The organism is Stenotrophomonas sp. BIGb0135 (assembly GCF_024810105.1).
In the GTDB taxonomy this organism is placed as follows: Bacteria; Pseudomonadota; Gammaproteobacteria; order Xanthomonadales; family Xanthomonadaceae; genus Stenotrophomonas; species Stenotrophomonas maltophilia_AB.
Genome location: NZ_JANUDX010000011.1, coordinates 1 through 20,286 on the forward strand (window position 1 = coordinate 1; position 20,286 = coordinate 20,286).

At 68.5% G+C, this 20,286-nt stretch carries 14 protein-coding genes; 8 read left to right on the forward strand and 6 right to left on the reverse strand.

Translation table 11 applies throughout. The features are described from left to right. Window positions 1-864: 864 nt before the first annotated feature. From M2421_RS17915 to hemH, 3 genes are all read right to left on the reverse strand, one after another. Window positions 865-2,631, reverse strand: a complete 1,767-nt coding sequence (locus M2421_RS17915) for a methyl-accepting chemotaxis protein (RefSeq protein ID WP_310440257.1) — start codon at window positions 2,629-2,631, stop codon at window positions 865-867. 365 nt (window positions 2,632-2,996) lie between these two features. Continuing rightward, window positions 2,997-3,845 (reverse strand): alpha/beta hydrolase, encoded by an 849-nt coding sequence (locus tag M2421_RS17920; RefSeq protein WP_259209316.1) that lies wholly within the window; start codon window positions 3,843-3,845, stop codon window positions 2,997-2,999. Beyond that, on the reverse strand, window positions 3,842-4,804 hold the full coding sequence (gene hemH / locus M2421_RS17925; RefSeq protein ID WP_259209319.1) for a ferrochelatase: 963 nt from the start codon (window positions 4,802-4,804) through the stop codon (window positions 3,842-3,844). Before hemH ends, M2421_RS17920 begins: the two co-directional genes overlap by 4 nt. 204 nt (window positions 4,805-5,008) lie before the next feature. On the opposite strand from hemH, the gene M2421_RS17930 reads away from it, so the two are divergent. The 4 genes from M2421_RS17930 to tatC all read left to right on the forward strand — a co-directional run bounded on the left by M2421_RS17930 (window position 5,009) and on the right by tatC (window position 7,521). Beyond that, window positions 5,009-5,899, forward strand: coding sequence for a YSC84-related protein (locus tag M2421_RS17930; RefSeq protein ID WP_259209321.1), 891 nt, complete (start codon window positions 5,009-5,011; stop codon window positions 5,897-5,899). A gap of 75 nt (window positions 5,900-5,974) precedes the next feature. Beyond that, window positions 5,975-6,202: a Sec-independent protein translocase subunit TatA gene (gene tatA / locus M2421_RS17935; protein WP_259209323.1), complete on the forward strand. Its 228-nt coding sequence runs from the start codon at window positions 5,975-5,977 to the stop codon at window positions 6,200-6,202. A gap of 15 nt (window positions 6,203-6,217) precedes the next feature. Next, window positions 6,218-6,778, forward strand: coding sequence for a Sec-independent protein translocase protein TatB (gene tatB / locus M2421_RS17940; protein ID WP_259209325.1), 561 nt, complete (start codon window positions 6,218-6,220; stop codon window positions 6,776-6,778). Beyond that, window positions 6,775-7,521, forward strand: coding sequence for a twin-arginine translocase subunit TatC (tatC, locus tag M2421_RS17945; protein WP_259209326.1), 747 nt, complete (start codon window positions 6,775-6,777; stop codon window positions 7,519-7,521). The genes tatB and tatC overlap by 4 nt, the downstream gene beginning before the upstream one ends. Before the next feature lie 57 nt (window positions 7,522-7,578). On the opposite strand, the gene M2421_RS17950 is transcribed toward tatC, so the two are convergent. The 3 genes from M2421_RS17950 to M2421_RS17960 all read right to left on the reverse strand — a co-directional run bounded on the left by M2421_RS17950 (window position 7,579) and on the right by M2421_RS17960 (window position 11,154). Continuing rightward, window positions 7,579-8,484, reverse strand: a complete 906-nt coding sequence (locus M2421_RS17950) for a BPSS1780 family membrane protein (protein ID WP_259209328.1) — start codon at window positions 8,482-8,484, stop codon at window positions 7,579-7,581. A gap of 128 nt (window positions 8,485-8,612) precedes the next feature. Continuing rightward, on the reverse strand, window positions 8,613-9,332 hold the full coding sequence (locus M2421_RS17955; protein ID WP_259209330.1) for a glutamine amidotransferase: 720 nt from the start codon (window positions 9,330-9,332) through the stop codon (window positions 8,613-8,615). Further along, complete coding sequence (locus M2421_RS17960) at window positions 9,304-11,154, reverse strand: type II/IV secretion system protein (protein WP_259209333.1); 1,851 nt, start codon at window positions 11,152-11,154, stop codon at window positions 9,304-9,306. The genes M2421_RS17955 and M2421_RS17960 overlap by 29 nt, the downstream gene beginning before the upstream one ends. Window positions 11,155-11,271: 117 nt before the next feature. Here M2421_RS17960 and glyQ point away from each other — a divergent pair, with 117 nt between their 5' ends. From glyQ to M2421_RS17980, 4 genes are all read left to right on the forward strand, one after another. After that, on the forward strand, window positions 11,272-12,183 hold the full coding sequence (gene glyQ / locus M2421_RS17965) for a glycine--tRNA ligase subunit alpha (protein ID WP_259209335.1): 912 nt from the start codon (window positions 11,272-11,274) through the stop codon (window positions 12,181-12,183). Next, the gene (gene glyS / locus M2421_RS17970) at window positions 12,180-14,351 is read left to right on the forward strand and encodes a glycine--tRNA ligase subunit beta (protein ID WP_259209338.1); all 2,172 of its coding nucleotides are present in this window, start codon (window positions 12,180-12,182) and stop codon (window positions 14,349-14,351) included. The genes glyQ and glyS overlap by 4 nt, the downstream gene beginning before the upstream one ends. Before the next feature lie 277 nt (window positions 14,352-14,628). After that, window positions 14,629-16,413, forward strand: a complete 1,785-nt coding sequence (locus tag M2421_RS17975; protein WP_259209340.1) for an autotransporter assembly complex family protein — start codon at window positions 14,629-14,631, stop codon at window positions 16,411-16,413. Beyond that, window positions 16,410-20,252 (forward strand): translocation/assembly module TamB domain-containing protein, encoded by a 3,843-nt coding sequence (locus M2421_RS17980; protein WP_259209341.1) that lies wholly within the window; start codon window positions 16,410-16,412, stop codon window positions 20,250-20,252. The genes M2421_RS17975 and M2421_RS17980 overlap by 4 nt, the downstream gene beginning before the upstream one ends. Window positions 20,253-20,286 lie beyond the last annotated feature (34 nt).

The window sequence follows — 20,286 nt, forward strand, 5'->3', positions numbered from 1 at the left end:
CGCCGATGGTAGTGTGGCTCAAGCCATGCGAGAGTAGGTCATCGCCAGGGTTTATACCCAAAAACCCCGCTGCTCACGCAGCGGGGTTTTTCTTTGTGCGTTTTCCCGGCGTCGATCGTGTTCCTGTCTCGGCACAGTCCCGGCGTCGCTTCAGCGTGTTCCCGCTTCGGTAGAGCCGAGCCACGCTCGGCTGCTTTCACGACACCGGTGCATGATCCCCACCGCTACGGTGCCGAGCATGGCTCGGCACTACCTGACCGAAGGGAATGCGTTCACCTGAGGTGCAACGCATGGCGCGCTCCGCTCCCGGTGTCGGTTCCGCGTGTCCCCGCCTCGGTAGAGCCGAGCCATGCTCGGCTGCTTTCCCGACACCTGTGCATGATCCCCACCGCTACGGTGCCGAGCATGGCTCGGCACTACCTCACTGCGGGCAATCGGCTCACCTGAGGTTCGCCACGCTCCTGGCGTCGGTTCCGCGGATTCCCGCCTCGGTAGAGCCGAGCCATGCTCGGCTGCTGTCCCGACACCTCTGCATGATCCCCACCGCTGCGGTGCCGAGCAAGGCTCGGCACTACCCGATCGCGAGGAATGAACCCACCTGGGCTGCCGAGCATGGCTCGGCCCTACCCGGCACGGTCGTTTCACACTCCGCCCCCGATCTTGCCTGCTACCGCGTCGACGCATGGGCCTCTCCGGCGATCGATCAGGATGCGACGCTGCCAAGGCATGCAATTCGGCCCGGACCCGCATCCTCATCCCGAGAAGGCCTTTGCATGCACGCATGCAGAAAAACGGCGCCCTTGCGGGCGCCGTTTGTGTACCAGCCGTGCAGCAATGACCTGCCGCACTCCCGATGCCGCGGTGTCAGGCCGGCACGGCCTGCGCCTGGCGCAGCCGCGCGCTCGGTGGCGCCTGCTGCGCGTGCCGGAACACGGCTACCGCCTCGGTCAGTTCGGCGGCCTGTTCCTCCAGCAGGCGCGCGGCCGCGCTGGCTTCCTCCACCAGTGCCGCATTCTGCTGGGTCGCGTCATCCATCTGTGCCACGGTCTGGTTGACCTGGTCGATGCCGCTGGCCTGCTCCTGCGAGGCCGAGGAGATCTCGGCCATGATCCCGCTGACCGCGGACACGCTGCCGACGATCTCGGTCATGGTGCTGCCCGCATCGTGCGCCAGGCGAGCCCCATCGGCGACCTGCAGCACCGAGGCGTCGATCAAGGCCTTGATCTCCTTGGCGGCGTCGGCCGAGCGCTGCGCCAGGGTGCGTACCTCGCTGGCCACCACCGCAAAGCCACGGCCCTGCTCGCCGGCACGCGCGGCTTCGACGGCGGCATTGAGGGCGAGAATATTCGTCTGGAAGGCGATGCCGTCGATCACGCCGGTGATGTCGCCGATCCGCCGCGACGCGGCCTGGATGGCCTCCATGGTGGTGACCACGCGCCCGACCACGTCGCTGCCGCGGCTGGCCACGTCCTGCGCGCCCTGCGCCAGCGCAGTGGCCTGGCGTGCGTGCTCGGCATTCTGGCGCACGGTGGAGGTGAGTTCCTCCATCGAGGCGACGGTTTCCTCCAGGTGCGCGGCCTGGCGTTCGGTGCGCTCGGAGAGGTCACTGTTGCCGGTGGCGATCTCGCCAGCCGCCAGTGAGATGGCACCGGTGCACTGCTTGATGCGCTCGACCATGGCGGTGAGCTGCGCCGCGGTCGCATTGGCGTCGCGCTGCATGGCGGCGAACGCGCCGTCGAACTGGCCCTGCATGCGCTGGTCCAGGTCGCCTTGGGCCAGGGCGGACAGGACGCGACGGATCTCGCCGACGGTGCCGCCGACGCTCTCCAGCAAGTGGTTGATGCCGCCGGTCAGGCCGTCGAGGAAGCTGGTGCCCGCGTTGGCGGTCGGCAGGCGCTGGTCCAGGTCGCCCCGGGTGGCAGCGGCCACGATGTCGGCCACCGCCGTCTCCAGCTGCAGCTCCTGGGTACGGTCATGCCATTCCACCGCGAAGCCCAGGCGCGCGCCGGCCGCGTCGAACACCGGCGTCACCACCTGGGCGAAATGCACCGGCCCGATCCGCACGCGACCGTGATGCACCTGCTGCAGCGTGTTGAGGATGGCGCGGATGCGGTCGGGGTCCACGTGGAAGCGATGGATGCTGCTGCCGACCAGGCGTTCGGCGTCGAAGTCCGGGAAGGCCTCGCGCAGGCTGACCTGCTGGTTGCGCAGCAAGGTCACCACGGACTGGTTGACGTAGCGGATGACGTGGTCGTTGTCGGCGATCATCATCGCGGTGCGCGACACGTCCAGCGCCTGGCGGATCTGCGCGTTCTCGGCGTGCCCCGCGGCGGCCCCTGCATGCACGTCGGCGCGGGCACGCGCGTCGCTTTCGGCGCGGCGTAGCTCGCGCTGCACCTCCTGGGCGCCCCGGCGCAGGCGTGCGCCCAGGATGCTCAGCACCACCGCGGCCAGTGCCAGTGGCAGCAACAACCACGGCTGTGACTGCCAGACGGCGGCACCGCCGGTGATGGCCAGCAGCAGCGCGGCGGCGATGCAGAGCAGGGTATGCGCCGTGTGGCGGACGACCGATGGCTGCATGGCGCGGACGGGATCGGGCGGGCGTGACGGGGCGAGCGGATGGGCAGACATGACGACTCCGGGGTCAGAAACAGGCGGAAAAGCCCATCGCGCAGCGATGCGGACAGGCCGGGGGAGCGCCGGTCACCGATACGGTGGGCGCTGCGAGGATGCGGAAGATGGGGGGCCGGCGCGCGGCGCACGTGGCCGCGGCGACGGTACGGAGCACCGCCGGCATGGCCCGGTCCTGTGGGCGGTGGCACGGCCAACACGGCATTGCGACGACGTTCCCTGAAGCCTTGGGGTGGTGCGCGGCTTCGCGGCGGCGGAGCATGCGACGGCACAGGACGAAGACATCGTCCTGCCTTATCGGTATCGGTCCAATCGCGTGGAAATTGAGTGCGTCAGGTTGTCGCAGTACCTCGCGACCGATGGGCTCAGTCGGCGAGGAACGCGTTGATCACGTCGCCGACGCGCTGCGGATGTTCCATGTGCAGGTGATGCGTGCCGGGAAACACCGCCAGCCGGCCATCGCGCAGCAGGCCGATGCGCTGGCTGCGCAGCGGCTCGGGATAGTAGGACTGCGCTGGCGTGGCATAGATCACCTGGGTGGGGCACTCGATGGCGGCGAGCAGATCGTCGATCTGCGCTTCGCTCAGGCGCATCGCCGTGGGCAGCATCAGGCGCGGGTCGCTGCACCAGCTGTACCCGCCTTCCACCGGCTTGACCCCACGCTCGACCAGCAGGCGCGCGCACGCCTCGCTGAGCTGGTTGGTCATCATGCGGGCGCGGATCGGCGCGGCCAGGTCGGCAAACACGCGCAGGTTCTTTCCCGGCAACGCGCGGGCGGCACGTACGTGCTCGCGCAGGCGCGTGGCGGTTTCATCTTCCGGGCCGCGCAGGCCCCCCAGCGCTTCGATGGCCACCAGCCGCTCCACCCGTTCCGGCGCGGCAGCGGCGGTGAGGCTGGCGATGCCGGCCCCCATCGAGTGGCCGAGCAGGGTGAAGCGATCCCAGCCCAGCGCATCGGCCACGTCGAGTACGTGGCAGATTGCACCGGGGGTGTTGTATTGGGTGCCGGCGGGCAGGTGCGCGCTGTGGCCATGGCCAGGCAGGTCCAGCGCGACCAGGTCCAGGCCCGGCAACTGCGCGGCCAGCGGCACGAAGCTGGCCGCGTTGTCGAGCCAGCCGTGCAGGGCCAGGACGCGCCGCCCGTCCGGGTTGGCGGCGCGCAGCCCGGCGGCAACGAAGCCGCCCACCGTCATGGAGAACGGCTGCAGGGTCATGCCAACGCCGCGATGCTCAGCCGCGACAAGGCCAGCGCGTGTCCGGGGGCATCGTTGAGGCAGGGGATGTAGCGCATCTGCGCGCCACGTTCGGCCACGGTCTCGGTGAACCCCAGCGCGACTTCCTCCAGGGTTTCCAGGCAGTCGGTGGCAAACCCGGGGCACACCACGTCGATCCGGCGCACGCCGCTTTCGGCCATCGCCCAGAGGGTGGGCTCGGCATAGGGCTGCAGCCACTTTTCGCGGCCGAAGCGCGACTGGTAGGTAAGGCGCCAGGCGTCGTCGGGCAGCCCGAGCGCCTGCGCGATCGCCTGCGCACTGGCCTGGCAACGCTGCGGATAGGGATCGCCGGCGTCAGCCAGCCGCTGCGGGATGCCATGGAAGGAGAACACCAACTGCTCGCCGCGACCGTGTTCGGCCCACCACTCGCGGATGCTCTCGGCCACCGCCTCCACCCAGTCCGGATCGACCGCGTAATCGCGCACCAGGGTGACCGTGACGCCCGGATGGCGCGGCTGCCAATCGCGGACCTGGTCTTCGATCGAGGCGGTGGTGGTGGTGGAGTACTGCGGATACAGCGGCAGCACCACGATCCGGTGGATGCCCTCGGCCGCCAGCCGGTCCAGCTCGGCGGTCAGGGCGGGGGCGCCGTAGCGCATCGCATGGCGTACCCGCAGGTTGGGCATCAGGCCCTGCATGGCCTCGGCCAGCCGACGCGTGTACACCATCAGCGGCGACCCGTCGGGCAGCCAGACTTGGGCGTACTTGGCCGCCGAGCGGCCGCTGCGCAGCGGCAGGATCAGCCCGTACAGCAGGGGTTTCCACAGGATCGGCGGGATCGCGACCACGCGGCGATCGCTGAGGAATTCAGCCAGGTAGCGACGCACCGCCGGGGCGGTTGGCGTCTCGGGCGTGCCTAGATTGACCGCCAGCACGGCGGTGTCGGGTGCGTCGAGCATGGGGCCATTCTCGCAGGTCTGCGCGATTGACGGGATGGAATCAACCAATGGATGTCATGTGTTTCGCATATCCATAGGCGGTATCACTCATTGCCGATTCATCGGCGTGCTTCTAACGTCGGGAAAGCATATTGATCGCCCTTGCGCGACGTTGCCCGCGCCGACTTGCTTTATCTTTGTCTGAATCGACTTCTGGAGCCCACCATGCGCCGCCTTAGCCTTGCACTGTTGATCTCCGCCAGCCTGATGCTGTCCTCCCAGGCGATGGCCGGGCCGCAGGAAGACCAGCGCGCCCGCAACGCGGTGCGGGTGCTCAATGAAATCCAGGAGATCCCCGAGCAGGGCATTCCGGACAAGTTGCTGGATGAAGGCCGCGCGATCGTGGTCATTCCCGACACGATCAAGGCAGGCCTGGTGATTGGCGGGCGCCGTGGCCATGGCCTGATGTCGGTCAAGAACCCCGACGGGAGCTGGTCCAACCCGGTTTTCGTGAAGCTCACCGGGGGCAGCATCGGCTTCCAGGCCGGCGTGCAGTCCTCGGACGTGGTGCTGGTGTTCCGCAATGACCGCAGCCTGGACAATCTGGTCAACGGCAAGTTCACCCTCGGCGCCGATGCCGGCGTGGCCGCTGGCCCGGTCGGCCGCAATGCCGCGGCCGCCACCGATGGCCAGCTGAAGGCCGAGATCTGGTCGTGGTCGCGGGCGCGCGGCCTGTTTGCCGGCGTGGCGCTGGATGGCGCGGTGCTGCAGATCGATGATGCGGCCAACCTGGATGCCTACGGCACCAACACCACCCCCCGCATGGTGTTCGAAGGGCGCATGGGCGAACCGCCGTCGATCGACGTGGTGGCCTTCCGTGATCGCCTGGAAGAAGCCACCTATACCGCCCGCGAGAAGCGCGGTACCGCCGGCACGGCGCCGCCCCCGGCGGCACGCCAGGCCGCCCCGGTTGCCGCGCCCGTGACTGAACAGGCCCCGGTGGGTGGGGCGACCACCGCACCGCTGCAGCCGACCCCGGCCCAGCCGGCGCCGCAGCAGGGTTTCCAGTCGGTGGGTGAGGGCGAGGTCCGCACTGAATCGCTGGACGGCAACTGACTTTCGTCACGCGCGCCGGCCCATGGCCGGTGCGCTATGCTCAACCGTCTGATCACTACGTAACGCGAGCCGCTCATGGGCAGTTTCAGCATCTGGCATTGGTTGGTCGTGCTGGTCATCGTTCTGCTGGTGTTCGGCACCAAGAAACTGACCAGCGGCGCCAAGGACCTTGGCAGCGCCGTCAAGGAATTCAAGAAGGGCATGCGCGACGAGGACAAGCCGAACGCGCAGCTCGGCGACAGCTCGCGTCCGCAGGACTCGACGACGACGTCGCAGACCGAGCACGACCGCGACCCGCGTTGATCGGGACGGATCGGCGTGTTCGATATCGGCTTCAGTGAACTGCTGGTCATCGCGGTGGTGGCCCTGGTCGTGCTTGGCCCCGAGCGCCTGCCCAAGGCGGCGCGCTTTGCCGGGTTGTGGGTGCGCCGTGCCCGCAACCAGTGGGATTCGGTGAAGCAGGAGCTGGAGCGCGAACTGCACGCCGATGAGATCAAGCGACAGTTCCGCGACGTGCAGTCGTCCGTGCGGGACACCGAGGCGCAGCTGCGCGCCAGTGGCGAAGCGGTGCGCCGCGAGGCCGAGATGATGCGCCAGGACGTGGCACGCCACGGCGATGCGGTGGCCGCTGCGGCCAGCGACGAACCGGTGATGACCGGCCCGGCGCCGGGTTCGCCGGCCAGTGTTGCCCAGCACGTGGTGGCGCCGGATGCGGTCGACGCCCAGACGCCGCCGCGTGACGCGATGGCGCCGCCGGGTATCGATGGCACGTCGCCGCGCGCGACCCCGGCACCGGTCGCGCCGGACCCCGTGCGACTGCCGCACACCGACGACGCAGCGGCCGAACCGCCGTCGCCGGGCAACGAGGCGCCGCGATGAGCGACCACGAGTATCCGGAAAGCTCGCTGGTGGAGCATCTGATCGAGCTGCGTGCGCGCCTGGTGCGCGCGATCATCGGCCTGCTGGTGGTGCTGCTGCTGTTGCTGCCGTTTTCGCGCACGATCTATACGTGGCTGGCCGAACCGCTGATTTCGCAGCTGCCCAACGGGCAGACGATGATTGCGACCAATCCGGCCGGTGCCTTCTTCGCACCGCTCAAGCTCACCTTCTTCGTGGCTGTGTTCGTGGCGGTGCCGTGGCTGCTGTACCAGCTGTGGTCGTTCGTGGCGCCGGGGCTGTACGCGCGTGAAAAACGCCTGGCGGTGCCGCTGCTGGTGTCGTCGGTGCTGCTGTTCTACCTGGGCTGCGCGTTCGCCTACTTCCTGGTGTTGCCGGCGGTGTTCCACTTCCTGACCACCTTCCGCCCGGAGGTGATCGCGATCACCCCCGATGCCAACGCCTACCTGGACTTCGTGCTGGCGATCTTCTTCGCGTTCGGCAGCAGCTTCGAGCTGCCGGTGGCGATGGTGATCCTGGTGCTGCTGGGCTGGGTGACGCCGCAGCAGTTCAAGGACAGCCGCGGCTATGCGGTGGTGGGTATCTTCATCGTGGCGGCGGTGCTGACGCCGCCGGATGTGGTGTCGCAGCTGTTGCTGGCAATCCCGATGTGCGTGCTTTACGAGCTGGGGATCCACGCGGCGAGGTGGCTGGTGCCCTCCTCGGTGGTGAAGCCGGCCGGGTGATGGGCCGCGTCAACAACAAAAAACCCCGGCCTTGGCCGGGGTTTTTTTGTTGGCGCATCAGGCCGCGAACACGTTGCCTGGGCCACCCGGTGCCGGGGGCGGCGGGGTGCGGCCGCGGTGCGCGAACATCTGCTTCCAGGCAGCGTACACGGCGCCGACATACAGCGGCATGATCACCGTGGCCACCGCCAGCTGCATCACGAACGTCGCCGCACCCATGCCGCCGACCAGCAGCGCCACCTGCATCAGCACGAACACCAGGAAGTAGATGCACAGCGTGGCGATCAGGCCGAGCACCATGAACACGGCCATCGCGCCGAAGTTTTCCAGGCAGCCCTGCAGGCTCATGCGCAGCGCATGCATGCCGCTCTGGCGGTCGAACACGACCAGCGCCGGCTGGGTGAACATGGCCATGCTCAGCGCCACGAACGCGGCGAACGCGATCACCATCCACAGCAGGATGCGCTTGACCGGCACATCGGCCATCACGGCCATGATCTGATCGTTGCTGGGCTGGGCCGTGGATTGCTGCAGTTCCTGCAGCTTCTGCAGCATCTCGCTGGAGGCGGCCAGGCCTTGGGTACCGACCAGGGCCAACAGCAGGGTGCCCAGCGCGATCACCGCGATCAGCTGGATGGCCAGCGGCACCAGCAGGTGGGTGACGCGGCGATCGCGGATCGGCTGCAGCAGGTGGTTGGGCACGGCGCGGTTGCCACGGTCGATCTCGCCCACCGCCCACAACATGCCGCCGAACACCAGCGGCCCGACCGCGAGCGACAGCAGCTGCACCAGCACGCCGAGCCAGCCGGGCAGCATCTGCGCCAGCACCAGGATCAACGAGCTGACCAGCATGCCGATCACGCCAAGCACCGCCAACTGCATGGGGGCTCGGCCATACACGGAAAACGCGTCCAGCAGCCATTGGGCGCCCGCAGAGGCGGGCAGCTTGCGAATCTCGCTCATACCATTCCGGAACAGGGGAAGGGGCCTGTTGGCCCCGAATCCTTTGGATTATCCCTGTTTTCCGTGCCCGGCACCTGAAGGCCGGGTGGGTTGGCCGGGACACGCCATCGGCACACCCGGCGCGCGGCTCAGGCGTTGCGCGCCTGGCGCACGAAACGGCGCAGCAACTGCCGCGCCAACGGCGCGGCGCTGACCCCGCGGGCGACGCTGCGCGCGCAGCCGCCGTGGCTGCGGATGCACTCGGCGCGGGCGCGTACATAGCCGCGCATGTGGTGGGTGGCGAACTCCGGATGGAACTGCACGCCCCAGGCCTGGCGGCCGAAGCGGAAGGCATGGCAGTTGTCCTGGGCCGAGCGCGCCAGGATCGCCGCCCCGTCCGGTGCACGCAGCACCGTCTGCAGGTGGGTGGCGTGGGCCGGGAAGCGCTCGGGCAGGCCGGCGAACAGCGGGTCGCTGCTGGCCGAGGGGTCCAGGGCCAGCTCGATGGTGCCGGACTCGCGGCCGGCCGGGTTGTAGGCCACCTCGCCGCCGAGGGCATGCGCCAGCAGCTGGTGGCCGTAGCAGATGCCGAACACCGGGCGCTCGTCGTGGACGGCGCTGCGCAGCCACTGCGCGCTGCGTTCGCTCCACTCGGCCCGGTCGGTGACGTAGGCCGCCGAGCCGGTGACGATCACGCCGGCGAAGTGGCGGTGGTCGGGCAGGGCACCCCCATGTTCGACGTCCACCACCACCGTTTCGTCCGCGTCCAGCCCGGCGGCCACGCGGATCCAATGCGGGAACCGCCCGTAGCGGCGCAGCGAGGCGACGGGTTGGCCGGTTTCAAGAATCAGGAACGGGGCGGAATTCATCCGGGGGCGGCAGCACTGACAGGACTTCCTCGATTGTAGTCAGCCCTGCGGCCACCTTTTCAAGTCCCGCGCGGCGCAGGGTTCGCACCCCTTCAGCACGCGCAGCCCGGTTGAATGCGGCCAGATCCATGTCCGCGCGGATCAGGCTGCGCAGGCGCGAGCCCAATGGCAGCAACTCATACAGCCCGACCCGACCCAGGTAACCGGTGCGTCGGCAGTCGATGCAGCCGGCCGGTGCATATGGCGTGGGTGCCTGAGGTAATGCTTCTTCGGCATCAGAAAGTACCGCCCATTGGGCGGCGCTGAGCGGGCGCGGCACCTTGCAGTGGGGGCACAGGGTGCGCACCAGGCGCTGGGCCAGGACGCCGTTGAGGGTGGAGGCCAGCAGGTAGTGGGGCACGCCCAGGTCGAGCAGGCGGGTGATCGCCGAGGGGGCGTCGTTGGTATGCAGGGTGGACAGCACCAGGTGGCCGGTGAGCGAGGCCTGCACCGCCATCTGCGCGGTTTCGAGGTCGCGGATTTCGCCGATCATGATGATGTCCGGGTCCTGCCGCAGCAGGGTGCGCACGCCGCTGGCGAAGTCCAGGTCGATGTTGGTCTGCACCTGCATCTGGTTGAATTCCGGGGCGATCATCTCGATCGGGTCTTCCACCGTGCAGACGTTGACGTCCGGGGTGGCCAGGCGCTTGAGCGTGGAATACAGGGTGGTGGTCTTGCCCGAGCCGGTCGGGCCGGTGACCAGCACGATGCCGTGCGGGCGCTCGACCAGGGCGGTCCAGCCGGCCGCTTCCTGCGGGCTGAAGCCGAGCTGGTCGATGCTCTTGAACGCCGCATCCGGGTCGAAGATGCGCATCACGCACTTCTCGCCGAACGCGGTGGGCATGGTGGACAGGCGCATTTCCACTTCGCGGCCCCCCGGCGAGCGGGTCTTGATGCGGCCGTCCTGCGGGCGCCGCCGTTCGGCCAGGTCCATGCGCCCGAGCACCTTGATCCGGCTGACCACGGCGGTCATCACCGCCGGTGGTACCTCGAACACCTTGTGCAGCACCCCGTCGATGCGGAAGCGCATGCGGCCCATGTCGCGGCGCGGCTCCAGGTGGATGTCCGAGGCGCGCTGCTCGTAGGCGTACTGCAGCAGCCAGTCGACGATGTGCACGATGTGCTGGTCGTCGGCGTTGACGTCGCCGGCGCGGCCCAGTTCGACCAGCTGCTCGAAGCTGGGCAGGGTGCCGTTGGTTTCGCCGCGCACGTCGCCGCGGGCACCGCGCACCGAGCGGGTGACCCCGAAGAACTCCATGGTGTAGCGGTGCAGGTCGAGCGGGTTGACCATGGCCAGCTCGATCCGGCGCCGGGTCAGGTGCTGCAGGTCGCGCAGCCATTCCTGGGCGAGCGGTTCGCTGGTGGCCACCAGCAGGCGTTCGCCATCCACCGCCAGCGGCAGGAAGCGATGGCGGCGCGCGTAGGCATGGGAGACCAGCGCGGTGACCGAGGCGACGTCGACCCGGGTCGGGTCGATCCGCAGGTAGCGGCTGCCGGTACGTTCGGCCAGCCATTCGGTCAGCCGTTCCAGGCCCAGCTCGCCGCCGCCGCTGGCGGTCAGCTTGAGGTTGGCCAGCAGGACCAGCGGATGCACTTCGCTGGCGTTGCGCGCGCCCTGGGCGGAAAAACGGATCCGTTCCAGGTCGGCATCGGCGACCAGGCCGTCGGCGACCAGCGCGGTGGCGACCTGGTCGAAGCCGAGGCGGCCGGTCGGCAGTGGCACCGGGGCGGCCACCGCAGGGTCGGGGGCAGGGCCGGAAAGGTCCGGGGGGCGCTGGTCCATCCGCCAAAGTCCTCGTAGCGCGCCGGGCGCGCAGTAATGGGGTGGGGCCGTCCGGGAGGCGGCAACGCAGTCGCTGGCTATACTAGCGCACCCCTCCTGCAGGCAAGAATCCGCCGCATGTCCGTCACGAAGAGCGTTCCGATCACTTTCCAGGGCCTGATCCAGACCCTCAACCAGTATTGGGCGCAGCAGGGCTGCGTGCTGATCCAGCCGCTGGACCTGGAGGTCGGTGCGGGCACCTTCCACCCGGCCACGTTCCTGCGCTCGATCGGTCCGGAAAGCTGGAACGCGGCGTACGTGCAGCCCTCGCGTCGTCCCACCGACGGCCGCTACGGCGAAAACCCGAACCGCCTGCAGCGCTACTACCAGTACCAGGTGGCGATGAAGCCGAGCCCGGACAACATCCAGCAGCTGTACCTGGAGTCGCTCAAGGCGCTGGGCATCGACCCGCTGGTGCACGACCTGCGCTTCGTCGAGGACAACTGGGAATCGCCGACGCTGGGCGCCTGGGGCCTGGGCTGGGAAGTCTGGCTCAATGGCATGGAAGTTACCCAGTTCACCTACTTCCAGCAGGCCGGCGGCCTGGAGTGCAAGCCGGTGCTCGGCGAGATCACCTACGGCCTCGAGCGCCTGTGCATGTACCTGCAGAACTGCGACAACGTCTACGACCTGGTCTGGACCTACGGTCCGGATGGCACGCCGGTCACCTACGGTGATGTGTACCTGCAGAACGAGATCGAGCAGAGCACCTACAACTTCGAGTACGCCGACGTGGAGGAAATGTTCCACCGTTTCGATGCGTGCGAAAAGGAAGCACAGACGCTGGTCGACGTCGGCCTGCCGCTGCCGGCCTACGAGCAGGTGTGCAAGGCCAGCCATGCCTTCAACCTGCTGGACGCGCGCCGCGCGATCAGCGTGACCGAGCGCCAGCGCTACATCCTGCGCGTGCGCGCGCTGGCCCAGGCGGTGGCCAAGCTGTACGAGGCCAAGCGCCTCGAAGCCGTCGCCGCCAAGGAGGTGCAGGCATGAGCACGATGCTGCCGCTGCTGATCGAACTGGGCACCGAAGAACTGCCGGTGAAGGCGCTGCCGGGCCTGGCCCAGGCCTTCTTCGATGGCATCGTGGACGGCCTGACCAAGCGCGGCATCGCGGTCGAGATGGGTGATGCCAAGCCGCTGTCGACCCCGCGCCGCCTGGCCGTGCTGCTGCCCGGCGTGGCCGTCGAACAACCGGAACAGCATTCGGAAGTGCTGGGCCCCTACGTAAACCTGGCACTTGCAATGCCTCCTGCAACTACGCCCTCTGTCATACAAGGACCTGGCACTGGCAGCACCCACACGACACCGCCTATTCAGAAGCCGGTGCCGACGCCTGCCTTGCTAGGTTTCATCAGAAAAGTGGGTGTCTCTGACTGGGAGGAGCTACCAAAGGCATCGGACTCCAAGGGCGAGCGCTTCGTGCACCGGTCCACCACCCCGGGCGCGCGCACCGCGACGCTGCTGCCGGAGATCCTGCGCGAGGCGATCGCGGCGATGCCGATCCCCAAGCCGATGCGCTGGGGCAGCCATGCCTACGGCTTCGCCCGGCCGGTGCACTGGCTGGTGCTGCTGCACGGCAAGGACATCGTGGAGGCCGAGCTGCTGGGCCTGACGGCCGACCGCATGAGCCGCGGCCATCGCTTCATGCACGACAAGACCGTGTGGCTGTCCTCGCCGGAAGACTACGTGAGCTCGCTGCAGGCTGCCTTCGTGCTGGTCGATGCCGACGTGCGCCGCGCGCGCATCGTCGAGCAGGTCAATGCCGAAGCCGCCCGGGCGGGTGGCCAGGCGCGGATTACCGATGACAACCTGGAACAGGTGGTCAACCTGGTGGAATGGCCGGCGCCGGTGCTGTGCAGTTTCGAACGCGAGTTCCTGGCGGTGCCGCAGGAAGCGCTGATCGAGACGATGGAGATCAACCAGAAGTTCTTCCCGGTGCTGGATGCCGGCGGCAAGCTGACCGAGAAGTTCATCGGCATTGCCAACATCGAATCCAAGGAGGTGGCCGAGGTGGCCAAGGGCTACGAGCGGGTGATCCGTCCGCGTTTCTCCGATGCCAAGTTCTTCTTCGACGAAGACCTCAAGCAGGGCCTGGACGCGATGGGCGACGGCCTGAAGACCGTCACCTACCAGGCCAAGCTGGGCAGCGTGGCCGACAAGGTGGCCCGCGTGGTGGCGCTGGCCGAGGCGATCGCGCCGCAGGTGGGCGCCGATCCGGTGCTCGCCCGGCGCGCCGCGGTGCTGGCCAAGAACGACCTGCAGTCGCGCATGGTCAACGAGTTCCCGGAGCTGCAGGGCATCGCCGGCCGCCACTACGCGCTGACCGGTGGTGAATCGCCCGAGGTGGCGCTGGCCATCGACGAGGCCTACCAGCCGCGCTTCGGCGGCGACGACATCGCGCTGTCGGTGCTGGGCAAGGTGCTGGCCATCGCCGAGCGCCTGGACACGCTGGCCGGCGGCTTTGCCGCGGGCCTGAAGCCGACCGGCAACAAGGACCCGTTCGCGCTGCGCCGCAATGCGCTGGGCCTGGCGCGGACGATCATCGAGAGCGGGTTCGACCTGGACCTGCGCGCGCTGATCGGTACCGCCATTGCCGGGCTGCCGGTGGGCGTGCAGCCCAGTGCCGAGCGCAAGACCGAGGCGCTGCCGCAGGAGCTGTACGACTTCATCCTCGACCGCCTGCGCGGCTACTACGCCGACAAGGGCGTGCCGGCCACGCATTTCAACGCGGTGGCCGAACTGAAGCCGGCCTCGCTGTACGACGTCGACCGCCGCATCGATGCCATCGGCATCTTCGCGGCGTTGCCGGAGGCCGGGGCGCTGGCCGCCGCCAACAAGCGCATCCGCAACATCCTGCGCAAGGTCGAGGGCGACATCCCGGGCATGGTCGATCCGGCGCTGTTGGCCGAGCCGGCCGAGAGCGAGCTGGCCGAAGCGGTGGAAGCGGCCATCGACGACAGCAACGCCAGCCTGCACCAGAAGGACTATGTGAGCGTGTTGAACCGGCTGGCGCGCCTGCGCCCGCAGGTGGATGCGTTCTTCGATGCGGTGATGGTCAACGCCGAGGATCCCGCGCTGCGCGGCAATCGCCTGGCCCTGCTCAAGCGCCTGGGCGACCGCCTGGGCAGCGTGGCGGCGATCGAGCATCTGTCCAGCTGAGGTGGCCGGGGCATCCATTGCCCCGCGGAACCTCCGAAGGCGCGACTGGCCAACGCCGCTCGCGCCTTCTGTTTTTCCGGCGTTCCCCGCATCGTGGGGCCGCGTGGCGAGGGGCGGGCGAACCGTTGCGGACGGTTCTGTCCGACCGCCTGCCGACATCGATCAGGCAGTTAACGTCACACGCCGTCTTCTGGCCGATTTTAACGGGTCCTTCACTGCCGTTCTGAAACAGCCACGCCGATTTCGCATGCTTGCGATGGCCCGTTATGCTGTGTCCATGCAGCCAAAGAATTACGCCCTTCCCCTGATGTTCCTGTCGCTGGCCACCGCTTCGGTGGCACACGCCCGCGGAACGATCGACAAGGTGGACATCAACGGACTGGACAAGGGCGACGACGCCGAGATGATCGAGAACATCGAGGTCTCGCTGTCGCTGTATGACACCATCGGCAAGCCGCAGGGCGAATCGCGGCTGGAATACCTGTTGTCCCAGGCCGAGCGCCAGACCCGCGAGGCGCTGGAGCCATTCGGCTATTACAACCCGGTGATCAAGGTCGAGAGCCCGCGCGAGGGCGAGAACCTGCGCGTGGTGATCCACGTGGAAAAGGGGCCGCCGACCCTGGTGCGGCGCGAGAACATCGACATCACCGGCCCGGCGCAGAACGATCAATACCTGCAGGAAGACCTGGAGAAGTTCAAGCCGCGCAAGGGCCAACGCTTCGAGCATACCCAGTACGAAGCCAGCAAGATCACCGTGACCCGGCGCCTGGCCGAGCGCGGCTATTTCGACGCCGACTACACCCAGCGCCAGGTGCAGATCACCCGCGCCGAGAACGCCGCGGACATCGACCTGACCTGGGACAGCGGCCGCCGCTACAACATGGGCGATATCCGCTTCCACCAGGACTATTTCGTCGATACGTTGTTCGATCCGCTGGTGTACTGGGACAAGGGCAGCTATTTCCACGAAGGCAAGCTGGACCGGTTGCGCGAGTCGCTGACCAAGCTGGACTACTTCAGCGTGATCGACATCCAGCCGCGCCCGGACCAGGCCGACGACAATGGCGACGTGCCGGTGGACGTCAACCTGACCCGCGCCAAGCGCACCATCTACACCGCGGGCCTGAGCTACGGCAGCGAGAGCGGCGCCGGTGTGCGCGGCGGCCTGGAGCGGCGGTTCCTCAACAGCCGCGGCCACAAGATGAACACCCAGCTGGACTATGCGCAGAAGCGCAAGAGCCTGGTGACCAGCTACCGCATTCCCGCGTTCGCCTGGCTGGACGGCTGGTATGCGTTCACCGCCAGTGCGTATGACGAGCAGACCGATTACATCGACCTGCGCAACTTCAAGCTGTCGGCCAGCCGCAGCGGCGAAATCAACGAACACTGGACCGCGATCGCGTCGATCAACGCACTGCGCGAGCGCTGGCGCTATGCCTCGGGCACCGAGTTCACCGACGCGGTCTACAACACCTCCACGCTGGTGTACCCGCAACTGGTGGCCGACTACGTCAACGTGGACGACGACCTGTTCCCGCGTAGAGGCGTGAGCGGCAGCGCCACGCTGCGCGGCGGCGTGGAGGGGGCGGGCTCGGACACCAGCTTCGTGCAGGCCAACATGGTGCTGCGCTGGTACGTGCCGATCGGCGACAGCGACCGCCTGATCCTGCGTGGCGAAGGCGGCACGACGTGGACCAGCGACCTGGTGGCGATGCCGCCGAGCCTGCGCTTCTTCGCCGGTGGCGATCGCAGCATCCGCGGCTATGCCTACCGCGAAGTCGGCCCACGCACACCCGCACCGGACAAATACGCGCTGGGCGCGAAAAACCTGGTGATCGGCTCGGCCGAGTACGAGCATTATTTCAAGGGCGGGCCGTGGGGTGCGGCGGTGTTCGTCGATACCGGCAGCGCGTTCGACAACACCATCGACCTGCACACCGGCGTGGGCTTCGGCGTGCGCTGGAAATCGCCGGTGGGTCCGGTGCGCGTGGACATCGCGCATGGCTTGAATGACCCCGATTCGCAGTTCCAGCTGTACCTGAACATCGGAGCGGACCTGTGAGCACGCCGACGCCTCCCGCCACCCCGACACCGCCGCATCGCGTGCGTTTCTACCGCAAGCGCCGCTTCTGGGCGTGGTCCGGGTTCACCGTGCTGGGCCTGGTGCTGCTGGCGCTGCTGCTGCTGTACTGGCTGCTGCAGACGGTGGCCGGCCGCGACGTGCTGCTGGCCCAGGTGGTGGCGCGGTTGCCGGTCGGTGCGACGCTGACCTGGAGCAAGGTCGACGGCCCGGTGGCCGGGCCGCTGGTGCTGCACGACCTGGACTTCCGTTACGACGACATCCACTTCACCGCCGAGCGCGCCTACCTGGATCCGGACATCCGGCCGCTGCTCGGGCGCAAGCTGCAACTGGATGCGCTGCAGCTCAAGAACGCCACCTTGAACCTGGCCAAGAGCGATGAGCCGTTCGAACTGCCGTCGTGGCCGGAGTCGCTGCCGCAGATCGAAATGCCACTGGCGATCCAGGCCGACACCATCGTCATCGATGGCTTCCGCATCACCCAGGCCCAGCAGCCGCTGATCGACATCGCCAAGGTGCGCGGCGGGGTGGAGATCGCCAACGGCGAGTTCCGCGCGAGCCAGCTCAAGGTCGACAGCGACATGGGCGATTTCCGCGTGGACGGGCGTTACCTGCCGCGCAGCGATTACGACACCGACATCACCATCGGCGCGCTGCTGCCGGCCCCGCGCGGGCGCACCCCGGCGCGGCTGGGCCTGGTCGCACGCGGCGACCTGGGCCATATGGAAGTGGCGATTGCCGGCCATGCACCGGCGCCGCTGCAGGCCAGCCTGGTGTTCGACGGCCGCACCGACCCGGTGTGGAAGGCCGGCGCACGCAGCAGGGAACTGGATCTGGCACTGCTGGTGCCGGGCATGGACGCGACCACCCGTACGCCGATGGCGCTGGATGTGCAGGCCGACGGCAAGGGCGGCCAGGCCAACCTGCAAGGCAGCTTCAAGCAGGGCGACATCGCGGTGGAACTGGCCCCGTCCAAGGTCGGCCTGGCCGACCAGGTACTGACCGTGGCACCGCTGCAGATCAAGGCGTTTGGTGGGCAGGCGCGGTTGCAGGGCAAGGCCGATTTCACCGACAAGGAGAACGCCAGCCTGCGCTTCTCGGTGGTGGCCAACGACCTCACCTTCGTGCCGGCGCCCGACACCACCACCGCCGGCGCTGCCGCACCGGTGCCGGTGACGCTGAAGGAGGCCCGGCTGGGGTTGGCGGGCACGCTGAAGAACTGGGCGGCCGTGGGCAAGGCCTCGGTCGAGCGCGAGAAGCAGAGCGCCGACCTGCAGTTCGACGTGCGCGGCAATGACCAGGCCGCCGCGATCAAGCAGTTGCTGGCCAGCACCCCGGGCGGGTCGCTGGATGTGACCGGCCAGGTGGCCTGGGCACCGCAGCTGGATTGGGATGTGGCGGTCAAGCTGGCCGCGTTCGACCCGGGCTATTTCGTCCCGGGCTGGGACGGCAAGCTGTCCGGCGCGCTGGCCTCCAAGGGCCGGCAGTTGCCGGCACCGGTGGGCAGCCCGGCGGGCACCGCCGGCAGCTACGAGGCGACCGTCGACGTACCCGGGATCAAGGGCACGCTGCGCAAGCGCGCGGTGGATGCACAGGGCCGGTTCGCGTTGCGCGGCGAACAGGGCGAGGGCAACGTGAAGCTGGCGGTGGGCAACAGCCGCCTGACCGCGAAGGGCTCGGTCGGTGACCGGCTCGATATCGATGCACAGCTCGACCCGGTGCAGCTGGACGACCTGCTGCCCGGCAGCAGCGGCAGCCTGCGCGGCCACGTGCTGGTGAAGGGACCGCGGACCGCGCCGGACATCACCGCCGACCTGGTCGGCAATGGCCTGCGCTGGGACGACTGGAGCGCCGAGGCGATCAGCATCAAGGGCCGCCTGCCGTGGCAGGGCGACAGCGGCACGCTGGCGGTGCAGGGCAGCAAGGTGCAGGTGGGCATGCTGCTGGACAGCGTGAACGTGGACGCGCGCGGCAGTGTGTCCAACCTGCGGCTGGATGCGCAGACGAAGAACGAGCTGGGCGCGGTGGCGTTGAGTGGCAGCGTGCGCCAGCAGGGCCAGGCGTGGCGTGGCGAGCTGGGCGCGCTGCGCATCGCACCGGTCAAGGGCGATGCGTGGAGCCTGCGCGCGCCGGCGACCTTCAGCATGCAGGGCAGCAACGTCACCCTCAGCGACGCCTGCCTGGGCGCGGCCACCGGCGGTGCGCTGTGCGCCAGTGCCAACTGGCCGCGCGAGGGCCTGCTGGTCCGCGGCGATGCGCTGCCGCTGGCGCTGGTGCAGCCGTGGCTGCCACCGCAATCCGGCCGCCGCATGTACCTGCGCGGCGAGCTGACCCTGGATGGGCGCATCCGCCCGCGCGGCAACGCGTGGGAAGGCAGCGCCAAGATCGCCTCGGCCGAAGGCGGGATCCGGCTGGGCGACAACGCCCGCGGTGAACTGGTGCGCTACGACCACTTCTCGGTGGACGTGGAGATGACCCAGTCGCAGATCAACGGCAAGCTCGGCGTCGGCTTCCAGGGCGACGGCTTCGTGGATGCCAAGGTGCAGACCGGCTGGGACGCCAACGCGCCGCTGACCGGCGAGCTGTACATGAACATCGCGCGGCTGTACTGGCTTGAGCTGTTCTCACCGGACATCGTGCGCCCGACCGGGCTGATCGAAGGCCACGTCAGCCTGCGCGGCACGCGCGGTACGCCGTCGCTGGGTGGCGAGGCCACGCTGAGCAAGTTCAAGGGCGAGTTCCCGGCGCTGGGCCTGACCTTCGATGAGGGCAAGGGCAGCTTCACCGCGCAGCCGGATGGCTCGGCCAAGATCACCGCGCAGGCCAATTCGGGGAAGGGCACGCTGTTCGTGGATGGCGGGCTGTCGTGGTTCGGCGATGCCCAGCCGCTGCAGCTGCACATCCATGGCGAGAACGTGCTGCTGGCCAATACCAGCGAGCTGCGCGTGATCGCCAACCCCAACCTCGACTTCACCCTGGCCGGCACCGCGATGCAGTTGCGCGGCAGCGTGCACGTGCCCGAGGCCGACCTCGACCTGGAGCGGCTGGATCGCGGCACCTCGGTGTCCGAAGACGTGGTGGTGCTGGACCCGGTGGACCCGGAAGAGACCCCGACCTCGCCGCTGGACATGGACCTGACCGTGAGCCTGGGCGACAAGGTCAAGATGAGCGGGTTCGGCCTGAAGGGCGCACTGGGCGGCAAGATGCAGGTGTGGTCGCGGCCGGGCCGTGAGATGACCGCCAACGGCGGGCTGGAAGTGAGCGGGCGCTACAAGGCCTACGGCCAGGACCTGACCATCACCCGCGGCAACCTCAACTGGAACTACAACGCGGTCTCCGACCCACGCATCAACATCCGCGCCGAACGCACCATCGGTGATGTCGTGGCCGGTATCGATGTGACCGGTCGCGCGCAGTCGCCGCGCGTGGACGTGTGGTCCACCCCGGCGATGTCGCAGTCCGAAGCGCTGGCCTACCTGGTGCTGGGCCGCAGCCTGACCGGCGCCAGCAGCGACCAGGCCCAGCAGGTCAACGCGGCCTCGGCGGCGCTGTCGGCCGGCAGCGGCCTGCTGGCGTCGCAGCTGGGCGCCAAGCTGGGCCTGGACGATGCCGGGGTGAGCCAGTCGCGCGCGCTGGGCGGATCGGTGATCGGCGTGGGCAAGTACATCTCGCCCAAGCTGTACGTCGGTTACGGCGTTTCGCTGGTCGGCAGCGGCTCGGTGCTGACGTTGAAGTACCTGCTGCGCCGCGGCTTCGATATCGAAGTGGAATCGAGCACGGTGGAAAACCGCGGGTCGTTGAACTGGCGGCGCGAGAAGTAAGGGGCGACGGCGCACCTGCGTCGGCGCGTCATCG